At 68.5% G+C, this 16,647-nt stretch carries 15 protein-coding genes; 3 read left to right on the plus strand and 12 right to left on the minus strand.

Annotated features, from left to right (window positions below; genetic code table 11):
- Positions 1 to 13: 13 nt before the first annotated feature.
- On the minus strand, positions 14 to 2,020 hold the full coding sequence (locus AC1MBE_RS05165) for an acyltransferase family protein (RefSeq protein WP_479782486.1): 2,007 nt from the start codon (positions 2,018 to 2,020) through the stop codon (positions 14 to 16).
- Between the two features lie 231 nt (positions 2,021 to 2,251).
- Here AC1MBE_RS05165 and AC1MBE_RS05170 point away from each other — a divergent pair, with 231 nt between their 5' ends.
- Entirely contained in the window at positions 2,252 to 3,220 is a 969-nt protein-coding gene (locus AC1MBE_RS05170) for a DUF389 domain-containing protein (protein WP_479781294.1), read from the plus strand.
- Positions 3,221 to 3,289: 69 nt separating this feature from the next.
- On the opposite strand, the gene AC1MBE_RS05175 is transcribed toward AC1MBE_RS05170, so the two are convergent.
- From AC1MBE_RS05175 to AC1MBE_RS05190, 4 genes are all read right to left on the minus strand, one after another.
- Positions 3,290 to 5,353 carry an acyltransferase family protein gene (locus AC1MBE_RS05175; protein ID WP_479781295.1) on the minus strand — a complete coding sequence of 688 codons (2,064 nt, stop codon included), beginning with the start codon at positions 5,351 to 5,353 and terminating at the stop codon, positions 3,290 to 3,292.
- 188 nt (positions 5,354 to 5,541) lie between these two features.
- The gene (groL, locus tag AC1MBE_RS05180) at positions 5,542 to 7,152 is read right to left on the minus strand and encodes a chaperonin GroEL (RefSeq protein ID WP_479781296.1); all 1,611 of its coding nucleotides are present in this window, start codon (positions 7,150 to 7,152) and stop codon (positions 5,542 to 5,544) included.
- Between the two features lie 80 nt (positions 7,153 to 7,232).
- On the minus strand, positions 7,233 to 7,529 hold the full coding sequence (gene groES / locus AC1MBE_RS05185; protein WP_056737866.1) for a co-chaperone GroES: 297 nt from the start codon (positions 7,527 to 7,529) through the stop codon (positions 7,233 to 7,235).
- Positions 7,530 to 8,144: 615 nt separating this feature from the next.
- Entirely contained in the window at positions 8,145 to 8,558 is a 414-nt protein-coding gene (locus tag AC1MBE_RS05190) for a hypothetical protein (protein WP_479781297.1), read from the minus strand.
- A gap of 56 nt (positions 8,559 to 8,614) precedes the next feature.
- Between AC1MBE_RS05190 and AC1MBE_RS05195 the strand changes: the two genes are divergently transcribed.
- Positions 8,615 to 9,844, plus strand: coding sequence for a THUMP-like domain-containing protein (locus tag AC1MBE_RS05195; protein WP_479781298.1), 1,230 nt, complete (start codon positions 8,615 to 8,617; stop codon positions 9,842 to 9,844).
- A gap of 68 nt (positions 9,845 to 9,912) precedes the next feature.
- Here the strand turns inward: AC1MBE_RS05195 and AC1MBE_RS05200 are convergent, their stop codons facing one another.
- Both AC1MBE_RS05200 and AC1MBE_RS05205 read right to left on the minus strand, forming a co-directional pair.
- On the minus strand, positions 9,913 to 10,746 hold the full coding sequence (locus AC1MBE_RS05200; protein WP_479781300.1) for a shikimate 5-dehydrogenase: 834 nt from the start codon (positions 10,744 to 10,746) through the stop codon (positions 9,913 to 9,915).
- Between the two features lie 7 nt (positions 10,747 to 10,753).
- A complete protein-coding gene (locus AC1MBE_RS05205) occupies positions 10,754 to 10,897 on the minus strand; it encodes a hypothetical protein (RefSeq protein ID WP_479781301.1) in 144 nt (47 codons plus the stop codon).
- 198 nt (positions 10,898 to 11,095) lie between these two features.
- Here AC1MBE_RS05205 and AC1MBE_RS05210 point away from each other — a divergent pair, with 198 nt between their 5' ends.
- Positions 11,096 to 12,247, plus strand: a complete 1,152-nt coding sequence (locus AC1MBE_RS05210; protein WP_479781302.1) for a glutamate--cysteine ligase — start codon at positions 11,096 to 11,098, stop codon at positions 12,245 to 12,247.
- A gap of 16 nt (positions 12,248 to 12,263) precedes the next feature.
- On the opposite strand, the gene tsaD is transcribed toward AC1MBE_RS05210, so the two are convergent.
- The 5 genes from tsaD to alr are packed head-to-tail and all read right to left on the minus strand — an operon-like array spanning position 12,264 to position 16,513.
- Positions 12,264 to 13,415: a tRNA (adenosine(37)-N6)-threonylcarbamoyltransferase complex transferase subunit TsaD gene (gene tsaD, locus AC1MBE_RS05215; protein ID WP_479781304.1), complete on the minus strand. Its 1,152-nt coding sequence runs from the start codon at positions 13,413 to 13,415 to the stop codon at positions 12,264 to 12,266.
- Positions 13,412 to 13,903, minus strand: coding sequence for a ribosomal protein S18-alanine N-acetyltransferase (rimI, locus tag AC1MBE_RS05220; RefSeq protein WP_479782488.1), 492 nt, complete (start codon positions 13,901 to 13,903; stop codon positions 13,412 to 13,414). The genes tsaD and rimI overlap by 4 nt, the downstream gene beginning before the upstream one ends.
- A gap of 53 nt (positions 13,904 to 13,956) precedes the next feature.
- Positions 13,957 to 14,631 (minus strand): tRNA (adenosine(37)-N6)-threonylcarbamoyltransferase complex dimerization subunit type 1 TsaB, encoded by a 675-nt coding sequence (tsaB, locus tag AC1MBE_RS05225; protein ID WP_479781306.1) that lies wholly within the window; start codon positions 14,629 to 14,631, stop codon positions 13,957 to 13,959.
- Positions 14,632 to 14,633: 2 nt separating this feature from the next.
- On the minus strand, positions 14,634 to 15,293 hold the full coding sequence (gene tsaE / locus AC1MBE_RS05230; protein WP_479781308.1) for a tRNA (adenosine(37)-N6)-threonylcarbamoyltransferase complex ATPase subunit type 1 TsaE: 660 nt from the start codon (positions 15,291 to 15,293) through the stop codon (positions 14,634 to 14,636).
- A complete protein-coding gene (gene alr / locus AC1MBE_RS05235; RefSeq protein WP_479781310.1) occupies positions 15,290 to 16,513 on the minus strand; it encodes an alanine racemase in 1,224 nt (407 codons plus the stop codon). The genes tsaE and alr overlap by 4 nt, the downstream gene beginning before the upstream one ends.
- Between the last annotated feature and the right edge of the window lie 134 nt (positions 16,514 to 16,647).

The following is a 16,647-nucleotide window of genomic DNA, read 5'->3' on the forward strand; positions in this document are numbered from 1 at the left end:
GGCGCCGGCGGGGTCACTTCCAGCCGGTGGCCGCGAGCAGCCGCTTCTCGAACATCGGGATCATGCTCTGCACGTAGGTCTTGGTCAGGTGGTTGTCGTCCTTGTAGACGTACACGTTCCCGACGACGGCGGGGCAGGTGCCGTCCCCGCAGATGAAGTCGCTCATGTCCATCAGGTGCAGCCGGGCGACCTTGCCGCGGTAGGCGTCCAGCGGGGAGGACGCTGCCAGGGATTCCTGCAGCGGGACGTTGCACTCGGCAGCGTCGGCGCCCTTCGTCTGGACGCACTCGGGCATGTTGATGGTGAACCGCGGGTTGTCGCGGATGCCGACGACCTCGATGCCGGCGTCGGTGAACGGCTTGATGCCTTCCAGGTACCGGGGCACCTCGGTTTCGAACGGGGCTTCCTTGTGCGTGAGCGAGGCGACCGTGAAGACGGCGTCGGGCTTGTGCGTCAGGACGTACGCGGAACTGGCCTTGTTAAAGGCGTTGCAATCGGCGTCGCGGTCGGGACTCTCCCCGCCGAAGCGGCAGTTTCCCTTGAGCAAGGTGACGACCTCCCAGCCGTGGCTCTTGGCGATGGGCCCCAGCGCGGCCATGTACTGCTGCGCGTGCGAGTCGCCGAGCACCACAATCCGCTTGGTCACCTTGTCCGGCTTGCTGTTCTGCAGGCAGCCCGAGAGCAGCGGGTCTTTGGGCACGTTGCCGTCGGTGCACAGGCCGTCAATGTCGGCCCATTCGTTCTTCATGGCGGCGGGCGCGGGGATGATCCTGGCTTCCGGGGTCGGTTTGCCGGCGTTCTCCGGCGCCAGGGCGGCGGCGCCCGGCGTCAGTTCCCTCGGCTGGGACGCGGCCGCGGCTTCGTCGGCAACGATGTGGCTCTGCCAGAGCGTGACCGGGCCGGCCAGCAGGGCACCGCAGGCGGCAATGACGACGGCGGTGCGCCAGGCACGGCGCTGCGGCCAGTGCCATTCGCGCAGCGGCTTCTCGACGAACCGGGTGGTGAGCACGGCCAGGACCAGGGAGGCGGCGACGATCGCGAGTCCCTGCCAGAGGTTCGGCGCGCTGAGGCCGGCCCCGGCCAGGGCCAGGGCCAGCACCAGCAGCGGCCAGTGCCAGAGGTAGAGGGCGTAAGAGTTGTCGCCCAGGGCGACCAGCGGCCGCCAGGTCAGGAAGCGGTCGACGCCGAAGCGGCTGCCGCTCTGTCCGGCCACGATGATGGCGGCGGCGGCGAGCGTGGGCCAGAGCGCGATGAAGCCCGGGAAGGAGCGGTCCACAGTGAGCAGCAGCCCGCAGGAGAGCATTGCGGCCAGGCCGGCCCAGCCCAGCACCAGGCGCAGGACCTTGCCGGGCTTCAGGTACGGCAGGGCCAGGGCCAGCAGCGAGCCCAGCGCGAATTCCCAGAGCCGGGCACGGGTGTCGAAGTAGGCGTAGGCCTGGTTGCTGGCGGTCTGCTCAATTGAGTAGAGCAACGACGCGCCGAAGATGGCGCCGAAGGCCAGGGCCAGGATCAGGCGGTAGTTCAGCAGCCGGTCATTCAAGCGGGTCCAGCGGCGGAGCGCGCGGTGCAGCAGGGCGGCGCCGGCGAACACGAGTGGCCAGAGCAGGAAAACCTGCCCCTGGATGGAGAGCGACCAGAAGTGCTGCAGCGGGCTGGCCCCGGAGTGGTCCTGGGCGTAGTAGTCCACGGCGGTGTCGGCGAGCAGCCAGTTCTGCTTGTACAACAGGGAGGCCCAGGCCTGGTCGAGGACATCCGGCCAGCGGCTGGCCGGCAGGATGGCCCAGGTGCCGATCAGCACACCAAGGACCACCACGACGACGGCGGGCAGCAGCCGCTTGAGCAGGTGCAGCCAGTGGCTCAGGAGGCGCAGCGGTTTGCCGCTCTCCACCTTCCGGGCAAAGCTCAGGGTCATCAGGAACGCCGAGATAAGCAGGAAGATGTCCACGCCGCCGGAGACCCGGCCCAGCCAGACGTGATAGGTCACCACCATCAGGACGGCCAGGGCACGCAGTCCCTGCACTTCCGGGCGGTAGCCCGATTTACGGCTCGCGGGAGAACCTACCGCCGCGTGCTGCGGGCTGGCTGTGGTTCGCTCGTTCGACACGTGGGACCTCTCAGGCCGACTTCCAAAACCTCAATGTTACCGAAACGTAATTTTCTTTGCCAATCGCCGGGGACCGGTTCCGGCCGGGATGCGGGCTGTGCAGCCCGCCGGCGCCGCTAGTCTGTAACGAGTCGAAGGAGGCCGCGAGTGATCGTGCAGGTACGGATATGTGTCCCGGAGGAGCTCTCCGCTGCCGTGGTGGAATGCTGCTCCGGCGAACTCGGCGTGGCGGAGGTGGCGCTGCACCCCGGCGCCTCGGTAGTCCCGCCGGGCGACGTCGTCCTCGTCTTCATGGCCCGGGAGTCAGTCGAGGCGCTGATCGAGAAACTTCACGCCCTCAACGTCCAGGACGTGGGATCCATCGCGGTCATGACGCCCGAGCTGGTCCTTTCCGACCGCGCCGACAAGGCTGTGGCGGAGGCACCGGGCGAGGGCGCGGACGCCGTGATCTGGGACGAGGTGTCGCGGCAGACCGGGGAGGATTCCCGGCTCACCTGGAGCTACCTGGCGTTCCTGGTCCTGGCCACCCAGCTGGCGGCGATCGGGATCGTCACGGATTCGACCATCGCGATTGTCGGCGCCATGGCGGTGGGGCCCGAGTTCGGCCCGCTCGCCGCGCTGGCGGTGGCGCTGGTCCGGCGGCAGTGGCGGCTGGGGCGCAGCGCGGCGCTGGCCCTCAGTGTGGGATTCCCCGTCGCCATGCTGGCCGCGGCCTTCACCGCCTGGCTCTCCGTGCCGCTGGGGCTCTTTCCCGCCGACGCCCTGGACCGCGGTTCGGCGGTGGACTTCATCTACCACCCGGGGCCCTATTCCCTGATTGTCGCCCTGCTGGCCGGCACTGCCGGCATGCTGTCGGTGATCAGCCGGCGCTCGGCGGCCCTGATCGGTGTCTTCATCTCTGTCACCACAGTCCCGGCCGCCGGCTTCGTGGCGGTGGCCCTGGTGCTGGGTGAATACCAAAAGGCCGCAGGGTCCGCCCTGCAGCTCTTTGTGAACCTGACCGGGATCGTAGTCTCGGCCGTGGCGGTGCTGCTGTTCTACCGGCTGATCACCAAGCGGCTGCCGCGCGATGCCGCGCGCCGGCTGCGCCGGGACGCCCAGCGGCCGCGGCGTTAAGCCGGCCCGCGCCGGGCAACAATAGGACCGCACCCGCTGACGCGGTGCAGGCCACGGTTGAGTTGTCTTTTACTTCCAGCCAGTCGACTCAGACAGCCGCTGGCCGAAGACGGAGGACATGGAAGCGACGTATGTCTTGGTGAGGTGGTTGTTGTCCTTGTAGACGTAGGTGTTGCCCACCACTGCGGGACAGGTCTTCCCGTCGCAGATCAGGTCCGTCATGTCGACAACCGACAGTCCGGGCACCCGGCCCTCCAGCGCAGCCAGCGGGCTCTTCGCGGCAAGCACGTCGCGTTGGGCTGGGCGGCAGTCCGGGCTCCCGGGCCCCTTCTTTACGACACACTCAGCGATGTTGAAGTTGAAGCGCGGATTGTCCCGGATGGCAACCAAGTTGACGTGCTTCTCGGTCCAGAATTTCGCGGTCGCTTCGAGGTCGGGGGAAAGCTTCTCCGCGGGAGAAGACACTGCCGCGACGGTACCGACGGTCATTATGGCGTCCGGCGCGTTGCCAGCCACTTCCTCCGTGACGGCTGCATTGAAGTTGTCGCAGGGGACAGAACGGCCCTGGGCCGCGACGCTGTAGCGGCAGCCGGCCCTCATCAACGAGTAGACGCGCCAGCCGTTCTTCTTGCCGACGGCGTCGATGGCCGCCAGCCATTGCTGGGCATGCGAGTCGCCGAGCACGAGGATGGTCTTGGCACCATCGCCCGGCACCGCGTTCTGTGAGCAGCTGCTTCTCAGCGACGGGTCTGACGGCTCAAGGTCACCAGTGCAACGGTTGCCGAGACCGGCCCAGTCCTTTTGGAGGTTCTCGGGCAGGGGCAGGATCGGGGCGTCGCCGTCGGCCGCACTGACGAAGCCGGGCAGCAGCGCCAAGGCGCCGGGATTGTTCCGCTCCGCCTGAGCCATGACTGCCTGGGTCTGGAGGCGCTGCTGAAGCTGCACCGCCGCCAGGGGCGCGGCGACTACAGCGAGGCAAAGCGCGACGGCGAGTGCTGCCCGCCGCCGTCGGGCTTCCGGCCAGGCCCAAGACCGCCAGGGCTTCTCAACGAAGCGGGTGGTCAGGAAGGCGAGCCCCAAGGACACGGCGATGATAACGCCGCCAGAGAGCCAGCCTGCATGCTCCTTGCCGCTCCAGGCCAGGGACAGGACCAGAACCGGCCAGTGCCACAGGTACAGGGCGTACGAGTTGTCTCCAAGTTTGACGAGCGGGCCAGCGCTAAGGAAGCGGTCGACTCCCCAGCGGGTGTTGGTCTGGCCGGCCAGGATGACGAAGCTGGCAGCCAGGGTGGGCCAGAGTGCCAGGAAGCCGGGGAAGGCTCCCTCCACGTCCAGGATGAACCCGCAGCTGATCATCGCGAGGACTCCGACCCAGCCGAGCACGGCACGGACCGCTCCGGAGAGGAAAGTCAGTGCCGGCAGGAACAAAGCAAGCAGCGTGCCCAGCGCGAATTCCCAGAGGCGCGCGCCGGTGTCGAAGTAGGCCTGGGTCTGGTTGGTGGCGGTATAGAAGATGGAGAACGTCAGCGAGGCCAGGAAGATGCCGGCAAAGATGTAGCAAAGCAGGGCACGGTAGCGCAGGCCGTAACGGCGCGCAACGACGGCGGCGGCAGCAAAGATGAGCGGCCACAGGATGAAGACCTGCCCCTGGATGGACAGGGACCAGAAGTGCTGCAGCGGACTGGCAGTGGCGTGATCGGCCGCGTAGTAGTCCACGGCCTCGGATTGGAGCACCCGGTTTTCCACATAGAACAACGATGCCCAGCTTTGGGAGACCACATCCGGGAAGCGGGTGCGGGGCAACAGGAAGTAGCTGGCCGCCAGGGTGCTCAGAATGACAACGGCCGCCGCGGCCAGGAGCCGCCGGAACAAGTGGAGCCAATGCTTGACCAGGTCCATCCGCGCGCCGCGCTCATAGCGGCCCACGAACTGCAACGTCATCAGGAAGGCTGAGATCAACAGGAAAATGTCCACGCCGCCGGACACCCGGCCAAACCACACATGGTAGGTGACGACCATCAGGACGGCCAGCGATCGCAGACCCTGGATTTCCGGCCTAAATTTCGTTCCCCGGGCACGCCGGGGCCTGGCGCTCGTTTCGCGCGGCGAGACGAGCGTTCCCGCTCCAGACATACAAACCCCCGTAGAAACCACGTAAGACAGCCAGAGCAACTATACAAGCTCTGCGCCTGGACCCGGCCCTTTGGCTGAGGAGCCTACACTCCCGCAGCCCCCGCAGGACCGGCCCGGCGCGGCCATACGGGCAACAAAAAGGACCGGACCAGCTGACGCTGGTCCGGTCCTTTCAGTGCGCGGAGACCTTAGTGCTGGTGCCCGGCGTGCTCGTCCTCATCGGCCGGCTTTTCCACCACGAGGGTTTCGGTGGTGAGAACCAGCGCGGCGATGGAGGCCGCGTTGCGGAGGGCCGCACGCGTGACCTTGACGGGGTCGATGACACCGGCCGCGATCAGGTCTTCGTATTCGCCGGTCTTGGCGTTGAAGCCCTGGTTGACCGCGGATTCGGCAACCTTGGCGACCACAACGTAGCCGTCGAAGCCGGCGTTCTGGGCGATCCAGCGCAGCGGCTGGGTCAGGGCCCGGCGGACGATGCCCACGGCAGCTGCCGCGTCGCCGTCGAGCGCCTGGACGGCCGGGTCCTCATCGAGCGCTTTGAGGGCGTGGATGAGGGCGGAGCCGCCGCCGGCCACGATGCCTTCTTCGAGGGCAGCGCGGGTGGAGGACACGGCGTCCTCGATGCGGTGCTTCTTTTCCTTCAGCTCGACCTCGGTGGCAGCGCCGACCTTGATCACGCCGATGCCGCCGGCCAGCTTGGCCAGGCGTTCCTGCAGCTTTTCCTTGTCCCAGTCGGAATCGGTGCGGGTCAGCTCGGCGCGCAGCTGGGCGACCCGGGCCGCGACGTCCTCGGCCGAACCGGCGCCGTCAACGATGGTGGTGTTGTCCTTCGTCACGGTGATGCGGCGGGCGGTGCCGAGCACCTCAAGGCCCACGGTGTCCAGGCTGAGGCCCAGTTCCGGGGAAACAACCTGCGCGCCCGTGAGGGTCGCGATGTCCTGCAGCATGGCCTTGCGGCGGTCGCCGAAGCCCGGAGCCTTGACGGCCACGACGTTCAGGGTGCCGCGGATGCGGTTGACGATCAGCGTGGAGAGGGCCTCGCCCTCGACGTCTTCGGCGATGATGAAGAGCGGCTTGGAGCTCTGCAGCGCTTTTTCCAGCAGCGGCAGGAATTCCTGGACCGAGGAGATCTTGCCCTGGTTGATCAGGATCAGCGCGTCCTCAAGCACCGCTTCCTGGCGTTCCGCGTCGGTGACGAAGTACGGGGACAGGTAGCCCTTGTCGAACTGCATGCCCTCGGTGAGGACCAGCTCGGTCTGCGTGGTGGAGGACTCCTCGATGGTGATCACACCGTCCTTGCCGACCTTGCCGAAGGCCTCGGCCAGGAGCTCGCCGACCTCGTCGCTCTGCGCGGAGATGGCGGCAACGTTGGCCACCTGCGTGCCCTCAACCGGGCGGGCGTTTTCCAGCAGGCGGGCGGCAACGGCCTCGACCGAGACCTCGATGCCGCGCTTGATCTGGCCCGGGGCGGCGCCGGCTGCAACGTTGCGCAGGCCTTCCTTGACCAGGGCCTGGGCGAGCACGGTGGCGGTGGTGGTGCCGTCACCGGCGACGTCATTGGTCTTGGTGGCGACCTCCTTGGCGAGCTGAGCGCCAAGGTTCTCGTACGGGTCGTCCAGTTCCACTTCGCGGGCGATGGTGACACCGTCGTTGGTGATCGTGGGGGCGCCCCACTTCTTGTCCAGCACGACGTTGCGGCCGCGCGGGCCGAGCGTCACCTTGACCGTGTTGGCGAGCTTATCGATGCCGGCTTCAAGCGACCGGCGGGCAGCGTCGTTAAACGCGAGCTGCTTTGCCATGGTTTTGTCCTTTCAAGACAGAACCCCGCGCAGCCGTTCCGTTCAGAGTGAAGGAGCGGCGGCGCGGGGGTCCAAGAGAGTTACTTTACGACGATCGCCAGGACGTCGCGGGCGGACAGCACGAGGTACTCAACGCCGCCGGTCTTGACTTCGGTTCCGCCGTACTTGGAGTAGATAACAACGTCGCCGACGGCAACGTCTACGGGAACGCGGTTGCCGTTGTCGTCAAAGCGGCCGGGGCCTACTGCAACAACTTCGCCTTCCTGCGGCTTCTCCTGGGCGGAGTCCGGGATGACCAGGCCGGAAGCCGTGGTCTGCTCGGCTTCGAGCGGGCGGACAACAATACGATCCTCAAGAGGCTTAATAGAGACCGACAAGGACCTCTCCTTTTCGTCAGCAAATTCGTGGACTTTGAAGCTGTGGTGCCAAGGCGTACAGACCGTCGTCGCGGTGCCGGCCGCAGCCTGGCTGTCAAGCTTCAGCTGTTAGCACCCGCCTAGGGAGAGTGCTAATGACGACTCTATGTAAGTAGTTAGCACTCGGTCAAGGTGAGTGCCAGAAGTTCGTCCCTGGTGAACGCCCGCACGGGACATGCCCGTTTCTTGTGGCGGCCAGTGGACTCACCGTGGCTGTGTCCAGCGGGCGCCGGTGGATGGACATTATTCTTGCAGCCCGGGCGCGAGGGACATGCTCATTCCCGGCAGCCGGCGTCGGACATAACGGCATTATGTGCAGCGCTGACGTCTAAGGCTGGGCATGTCCGGACGCGGATCCTGCGCAGAACGAGGGACATGCCCATTCCTGGTCGCCGGCGTCGGACATAACGGCATTATGTGCAGCCCCGGAGTCGAGGACTGAGCATGTCCGGAGGAGCATCCTGCTAAGGCTGGGCATGTCCGGAGGTGCGTCCGGCGCAGGACGAGGGACATGTCCGGAAGACGGTCCGACGCAGGGCGAGGGACATGTCCAGCGGCCGGCGCGGCTGCGGAGGGCTACTCCCCCGCGAGGTCCTCGTAGTCCCAGTCCTGGCCGTCGTCGTCCTCCTCGACCCGGGCGGAGGCGTTCCGTTCGCGGTACAGCACAAAGCCGCCGGCCAGGGCGGCCGCCGCCCCGAGAACCAGGAAGATGATGCCGCCCACCCGGGCGGCGGCGTAGGTGTCGCGGATGGCGCGCGCCTCGTCGGTCGCGTCCTTCACATCCTTGCCGCCCACGGAGTAAACGGTTGCGTTGAAGGCGTCCAGGAAGAAGATGATGACCAGCAATGCCACGCAGACGACGGCGATCACGCTGCCGGCGATCAGCGCCGGACGGGCGAAACGGGCCGGTCCCCGGCTGTCACGGACTTCGCCGCCCGCCTGCTCCCGCATGCTTGCTGTGCCGAAGTCGTCTGTTTCCTTGCCGTCCATGCCGTCCAGCCTATCGGCCGCGCCGCGGGTTCCACGCCTGAACTAGGCTTGATGGCATGGCTGAGACTACGCAGGACCAGATCGCCCCGCTCCTCAATCCGGAGGGCTGGGAGCTGCTGGCCTCGCTGGGACCGTACCGTGAAGAGGAGGCCTTCCGGCTCAACGCCTCGCTCCGTAAGGCCGGCCACTCCCCCGAGCTGGTCTCCGCCGCGCTCACCCAATCCCGGCTGCGGACCAGGGCGGAAGCCAAATTCGGTGAATTCGCCCGGCAGATGATTTTCACCCGGGCCGGACTGGAGCAGGCCACACGGCTCACCGTGGCGGCACGGCACGCGCAGCGGTTCGCCGAAGCCGGGATCGCCCATGTGGCGGACCTGGGCTGCGGGCTGGGCGCCGACGCGATGGCGCTGGCCTCCCTGGACATCCAGGTCACCGCGGTGGAACTGGACGAAACGACCGCCGCCTGCGCCACGATGAATCTGATCCCGTTCCGCAACGCCACCGTGGTCCATGCCGATGCCGCCGCCGTTCCGCTTGACGGGATCGACGGCGTCTGGCTGGACCCGGCACGCCGCACCACCTCCAGCTCCGGAACCAAGCGCCTCTGGGACCCGGAAGATTTCTCCCCGCCGCTGTCCTTCGTGGAATCGCTGGCCGCGTCGGGCCGTGCCGTCGGCGTGAAAATGGGCCCCGGCATGCCGCATGATTCGGTGCCGGCGGACTGCGAGGCGCAGTGGGTTTCGGTGGGCGGCGACGTCACCGAGGTGGCACTGTGGTTCAACGCCGTACGCCGGCCCGGAATCCGTCGCGCTGCCCTGGTCCTGGGGCCGCAGGGCGCGGCGGAACTCACCAGCACGGAGGACTTCGACGCCGGCCCGGCTGCCCCCGTGGGCCCGGTGGAAGGCTACCTCTACGAGCCCGACGGCGCCGTGATCCGCGCGGGACTCGTCGCCGACGTCGCACTCCAGCTGGGCGGACATCTGCTGGACGAACACATCGCCTACATCTGCGCCCCGGAACTGCGCGACACCCCCTTCGCCCGGGCGTACCAGGTCCTCGAGGTGATGCCGTTCAACGCCAAGGCACTCAAGGCCTGGGTCAAGGACAACGGCGTGGGCGTCCTCGACATCAAGAAGCGCGGCACCTCGGTCACTCCGGAAGAACTGCGCAAGCAGCTGCTCCCCGGCGGCGGCAAGAACGCCAAGAACACTGCCAAAAAGACGGCCACCCTGGTCCTCACCAGAATCGGCGAGGAACGGGTGGCCATCTCCGTGCAGCCGGTCTAGCGGCGTGCCGCCGGTCCAGGGCAGCCGGTCTAGCGGCGTGCCGCCGGTTCCGGCCGCAGCTGGTCCATCTACTGGGCCCGCATGAACTCCTCGGCGGCCCGGACCTGTTCGTCGCTGGGCCGGATGCCCGTGTACAGCACGAACTGTTCCAGGGCCTGGATGGTGGCGACCTCCGCACCCGTGATGACCGTCTTGCCGGCGGCCCGGGCGGCTTTGATCAGGGGCGTTTCGGCGGGCAGCGCGACGACGTCGAACACCACCTTGGCGGCCTCCACGGCCTCCTGCGGGAAGGACAGTTCGTCCGCCTCCGGCCCGCCGGCCATACCAATGGGCGTCACGTTGATCAGCAGGTCGGCCGGGCCCTCCCCGGAGCCGGCGGCCGGGAGACCGGCCTGCCACTGGAATCCGTAAAGGCCGGCGAGTGCCCTGCCGGCCTCCTCGTTGCGGGCGATGATGGTGACCTGCCGGAAGCCGGCGTCGCGCAGCGCGGCCGCGGTGGCCTTCGCCATCCCGCCGGCGCCCAGCAGCCACACCGAATAATCCGTGGGGACGGCGTTGCGCTGCAGCAGCTGTTCGATCGCCGTGTAGTCGGTGTTGTAGGCCGTGAGCCGGCCGCCGTCGTTGACGATCGTGTTGACCGAGTCGATGGCTTTCGCGGACGGGTCCATCACGTCCACCAGGGCGATGACGTCTTCCTTGTACGGCATGGACACGGCGCAGCCGCGGATGCCCAGTCCCCGCACCCCGGCGATGGCCTGGGCCAGGTCGGTGGGGGCGAAGGCCTTGTAGATCCAGTTCAGGCCCAGCTGCTCATACAGGTGGTTGTGGAAGCGTGTCCCGTTGTTGCTCGGCCGGGCCGAGAGCGAGATACACAGGGTCATGTCTTTATTCAGGATGGGCACTGCACCATTAAACGCCACCCGGCCGGACCAGCGGCCGCCGGACCGGCGCCTTGCCGCCCGACGGCGACCGGCAGCTTTCCGGGGCGGCGGCTTTTCCGGCCAGCACCGCCAGCAGGGCATCGAAGGCCGCGGGCACCGTCAGAACCGCCACGGCTGCCGCTAAGAGACTGCTTCTGTGAAAACTCTCACGCATCAGCTGTAACTTGGCCAGCAGCTCGATGCTACCCCTGCACTAGACTTGAAACACCGTTGCCTTGCCACCGCAGGCCGCGGCGCCGGGCCTTGGGGACGGCACGGGCAGGCGCACAGGCAGCAACACCGGCGGGCAACAAAACAGTGAAGGGACCACATGAAGATTGATTTCGCTTCATCCAGGCAATCAACTCTTGGTGTGGAATGGGAGCTCGCGCTCGTCAACGCCGAAACCGGCGAGCTGGCCTCGGTGGCCAGCGAGGTGCTCCGGGGCGTGGCCGCCCGGCACCCCGAGCTGAATGAGGATGACGAACATCCGCATATCAAGCAGGAGCTGCTGCTTAACACGGTGGAACTCGTTACGGGCATCTGCACCACGGTGGCGGAAGCGAAGGCGGACCTTAGCAGTTCCCTCGCCGCGGTGCGCGAGGTCACCGATCCGATGGGCGTCGAGGTCTTCTGCGCCGGCAGCCACCCCTTCAGCCCCCCGCAGCTGCAGCCGGTCACCGACAAGGCCCGCTATGCCAAGCTGATCGACCGCACCCAGTGGTGGGGCCGGCAGATGGTGATCTACGGCGTCCACGTCCATGTGGGCCTCGACAGCCGCGACAAGGTGCTCCCGGTCCTGGACGGCCTGGTCAATTACTTCCCGCACTTCCAGGCTTTGTCCGCCTCCAGCCCGTTCTGGGGCGGCGAGGACACCGGCTACGCCTCGCAGCGCGCGCTGATGTTCCAGCAGCTGCCGACGGCGGGACTGCCGTTCCAGTTCGCCAGCTGGGAAGAATACGAGTCCTACGTCCAGGACATGTTCACCACCGGCGTGATCGACACCCTCTCCGAGATCCGCTGGGACATTCGGCCCGTGCCCAACCTCGGCACCATCGAGATGCGCATCTGCGACGGGCTGGCCACGCTCGAGGAGGTGGGGGCCATCGCCGCCCTGACCCAGTGCCTCGTGGACGAGTTCTCCACCACCCTGGACAACGGCGGAACCATCCCGACCATGCCGCCCTGGCACGTCCAGGAAAACAAGTGGCGCGCCGCACGCTACGGGCTGGACGCGATCATCATCCTGGATGCTGACGGCAACGAGCAGCTCGTCACCGAGCACCTGCGCGAGACGCTGGCCCGGCTTGAGCCGGTGGCCGCCAAGCTCGGCTGCAGCGCGGAGCTGGCCGACGTCGAACGGATCATCGAACGCGGCGCCGGCTACCAGCGGCAGCGCCGCGTCGCCGCGGAACACGGCGGTGACCTGCGCGCCGTCGTCCTGGACCTGGTCGAGCAGATGCGCAAGGGGCCCGAAGCGTAACCCCCCGCACTGCTTCCTACAGGGACGGGACAGCCGCGTCCTGGACGGAGACGGACGTGACCGGCATTGAGGAGTCCGGCGCGAAGCCGATCCCGCTCGGCGCGGTCCCGGACATCACCAGCTGCGCACCGAGCGCGGCCACCATGGCGCCGTTGTCCGTGCACAGCGAGAGCGGCGGAACGGTCAGCCGGATCCCCGCCGCGCTGCAGCGCTGCTCCGTGAGCTGGCGCAGCCGCGAGTTCGCGGCCACGCCCCCGCCCAGCAGTAGCTCGGTGATGCCGTTCTCCCGGCAGGCGAGCACCGCCTTGGCGGTGATCACATCCACCACGGCCTCCTGGAAGGCCGCCGCGATGTCCGCGACCGGCACCTCGTCGCCGCGGGCCTCGAACTGCTCGACGCAGCGGGCGACGGCGGTCTTGAGTCCGCTGAAGGACCAGTCATAACGGTGCGGGCCGGGTTCCTCGGCGCTCCCCATGTATTTGGGCTGGGTCAGCCCGCGCGGGAACCGGATCGCTTTGGCGTTGCCGGTGCGCGCCAGCTTGTCGATGGCCGGCCCGCCCGGGTAGCCGAGCCCCAGCAGCCGGGCCACCTTGTCGTAGGCCTCGCCCGCGGCGTCGTCAATCGTGGAACCGAGCAGCTCGACGTCGTCGGTGATGCTGCGGATCCGCAGGATCTCGGTATGCCCGCCGGAAACCAGGAGCGCGCCGAGGTTCTCCGGCAGGGCGGCCGCCGGGGCCCCGCCCGGCTGCGGGCCGGCTGCCCCGGCGGCGGTGGCCGGTTCGAGCAGGCCGACGCCGACGTGCGCCACCAGGTGGTTGATCGCGTACAGCGGCTTGCCGGTGGCGACGGCGAGCGCCTTGGCCGCGCAGACGCCCACCATCAGCGCGCCGGCAAGACCAGGTCCGGACGTGACGGCGATGGCGTCGACGTCGTCCAGCGTCACGTCCGCCTCGGCGAGGGCCTCCCGCAGGGTGGGCACAAACGCGTCAAGATGCGCACGCGAGGCGATCTCGGGGATGACCCCGCCGAAGCGGACGTGCTCCTCCATGGACGAAGACACAGTGTTGGCCAGCAGCCGGGTGCCGCGGACAACCCCGACGCCGGTCTCGTCGCAGGAGGACTCGATCCCCAGCACCAGCGGCTGGGAGCTGTGTGGGTAATGGTTCATTCTCGGCCTGTTTCCGTTGGCTGGGTGTCGTCCGTGGTGGTGCCGGGCGCCGCGCTGTCCGTTGTGTGCAGCTGGAGGCGCATGATCAGCGCGTCGACGCCGTCCCGGTAGTAGCGCGGGCGGGTGTGGATCTGCTCAAAGCCGAAGCGCCGGTAGAGCTGCTGGGCCCGGGGGTTGTCGGCGCGCACCTCGAGCAGCACGTCGGCGGCGTGCCGCCGCCGGCTTTCCCGGATGAGCTCGGCCAGCAGCGCCGATCCGATGCCGCGGCCCTCGTGCTCGGGGACGACGGCGATGGTCTGGACGTCCGCGATGGGTTCGATGCACATCAGCCCGGCGTAGCCAACGATGGCGCCGCCGGCTTCCGCGACGAGGTAGCTCCGGGTCTCAGCCTGGGCGAGTTCGTCGACGAACATCTGCAGGGGCCAGGCGTCCACCGGGAAGAGCCGGCGCTCCAGGTTATGCACGGCCGGAAGGTCCGCGGCGGCCATGGGCCTGAAGATCACGCCGGCCGGGGAGGATCCGGCCGGTGTTTCCGGGGCGCTCACAGCGCGCGCTTCCGCGGGCCGGGGACCTGGGCGTCGGACTCCCGCAGGTACAGCGGGGTGGTGGTGTCCGGGAGCTGCTCCCCCGCGGCGAGCCGCGCCAGCGCGAACTGGCCCAGCGCGAGCGCCTCGGGCTGGCGCCCGGCGAATTCGGGAACCGCATTGAGCACATCCGGGTAGAGTCCGGCGCCGGCGCCGTAGACCGGGAGGTCCGGCAGGTCGGCGGCGAATCCCACGTGCGGGCCGTCCAACAGCTGCGGCAGCTGGCTTCCGGCCAGGGCGTAGCGGGCCCAGTAGACTTCCTTCCGCCGCGCGTCGGTGGCCACGATGAACTCGGCCGCCGCCTCCGTGGATTCGGCCACTTCGAGGGCGATGGCATCCAGGCTCATGAGCCCGTAGAGGGGCTTCTGCCAGACGAAAGCCAGGCTGCGGGCCGTGACGATGCCGGAGCGCAGTCCCGTGAACGGGCCCGGCCCCACCCCGGTGACAATGGCATCGACGTCTGCGCCGGTCAGTCCCGCACCCGTGAGCAGCTGCTCGATGCCCGGGGCCAGCACCTCGGCGTGGCTGCGGGTGTCCTCGGTGGCGAAACTCCCGACGACGGACTCCAGGGAGTCATCGGAGACGAGCGCCGCGCTGGCGACGGCCGAGGTATCGATGGCAAGGATCAGCATCTTCAGTCCGTTTCCGTGGTCGCGGGATGTTCGGGGAAGCCGGCCAGGGCGGCCGGCGACTCGGCCCAGCGCGGACCGAAGCCGCGGAACACCACGGTCCTAGGCTCGTCGGCGTCGTCGGTGTCGAAATCCAGCACGCCGCCGGCGGGCTCGTCGCCGCTGGGGTGGGCGCCGCCGGCGGGCTCGTCGCCGCCGGGCTGGGCGCCGCCGGTGGGCTGGGCGCCATTTGACTGGGCGCCGCCCAGCTGGCGGTGCAGCTCAACCTCAAGCCGGCTCTCGCTCAGGTGCTCCACCCGGTCGCGGCCCCACTCCACCACGGTCACCGCGCTGTCCATGGTGTTTTCCAGGTCGATATCGTCGATCTCGGAGGCTGACGCCAGCCGGTACGCGTCAACGTGGACCAGGTCCGGGCCGCCGGGGCGCGGCCCGTCCGGCAGGTTGGGGTGGATCCGGACCAGGACGAACGTAGGCGAGATGATCCCGGCGCGGACGCCGAGGCCTTCGCCGAGCCCCTGCGTGAAGGTGGTCTTCCCGGCGCCGAGCTCGCCGGTGAGGACCAGCAGGTCGCCGGCTTCCAGCTCGGCGCCGATTGCTGCGGCCAGGGCGTGCGTCTGCCCGGCGGTCCCGACGGTGAGGATCCGCTCCCAGGCCGGTCCGCTCACTGCGCGGCCCCGTCAACGGCGGCGGGTTCCTCGTTGATGTAGCGGCGCGGCACCCGCGGGCTGATGCGGGTGACGATTTCGTAGTTGTTGGTGCCCGCCGCCCTGGCCCAGTCCTCGGCGGTGGGGCCGCCGTCGGCGCCGTCGCCGAACATCTGTGCCTCGGCGCCCAGCAGGCTGGTCCCCCCGGCGGAGACGTGGAGCGGGCCGAGGTCGATCACCATCTGGTCCATCGCGATGCGGCCCACCACGGGGTAGTTCACGCCGCCCACTCTGACCGGCCCACCGGTGGCGACGCGCGGAACGCCGTCGGCATAGCCCAGCGGGACGAGGCCCAGGGTGCTGCTGCCGGCGGTGCGGTAGTTCAGCCCGTAGGAGACGCCCTGGCCGGCGGGTACGTCCTTGCAGTGCGAGACGACGGTGCGCACTGTCATGGCCGGGCGGAGTCCGACTTCAGCGGAGCTCTGTCCCTCGAACGGCGAGAGCCCGTAGATGCCCAGGCCCACCCGGACCAGGTCGAAGTGCGTGTCCGGGCGGGACAGCGTCGCCGGGGTGTTGGCGAGGTGGCGGACCTCGGGATCGACGCCGGCGTCCTGGGCCATCGCCAGGACTTCGCGGAAGGCGGCGAGTTGCTCGTCCGTTTCCGGCCGCTCGGGTTCATCGGCGACCGCCAGGTGGGAGAAGATTCCGACGACGCGCAGCAGGCCCTGGTCCTGGTATTCCATGGCCTCGCCCAGCAGCGTGTCCCAGGTCTCCAGGGTGGCGCCGTTGCGGCCGAGCCCGGTGTCGACCTTCAGGTGGATCCGGGCGGGCCGTTCCTGCTCGCGGGCGGCGGCCACAATCCGGCCCAGCTCCCAGCCGGAGCAGCCGATGTCGATGCCGGCAGCGACGGCGGCCGCAAAATTGCTCTCGGGGGTGTGCAGCCACGCCAGCAGCGGGGCCTCGATGCCGGCGGCGCGCAGGGCGAGCGCTTCCGAGATGTGCGCGACGCCAAGCCAGCTGGCACCGGCGCTGAGTGCGGCCCGGGCCACCGGAATGGCCCCGTGCCCGTAAGCGTCCGCCTTGACGACGGCCATCACCTTGGCCGGCGAAGCCACCTTGGCCAGCCGCCGGACGTTGTGCCGGACCGCTTCGAGGTCGATAACGGCCGAGCGCTCCTCGACATGGCCGGGACTTGCTTCCGCCAGTGGCTGGAAATCACCTGTTGCTGCTGGGTACATCACTTTACGATTCTACGGGTGGCCGCAGACCGTGCTGAATTCCGCACCCGCCCGGCCCTTAGGGACATGCCCATCCTGCACTTAGGGACATGCTCATTCCCCGCGGCCACGAGCGGGCATAACGGCACTATGTCCAC

It is taken from the genome of Arthrobacter sp. BG5, from assembly GCF_056680155.1.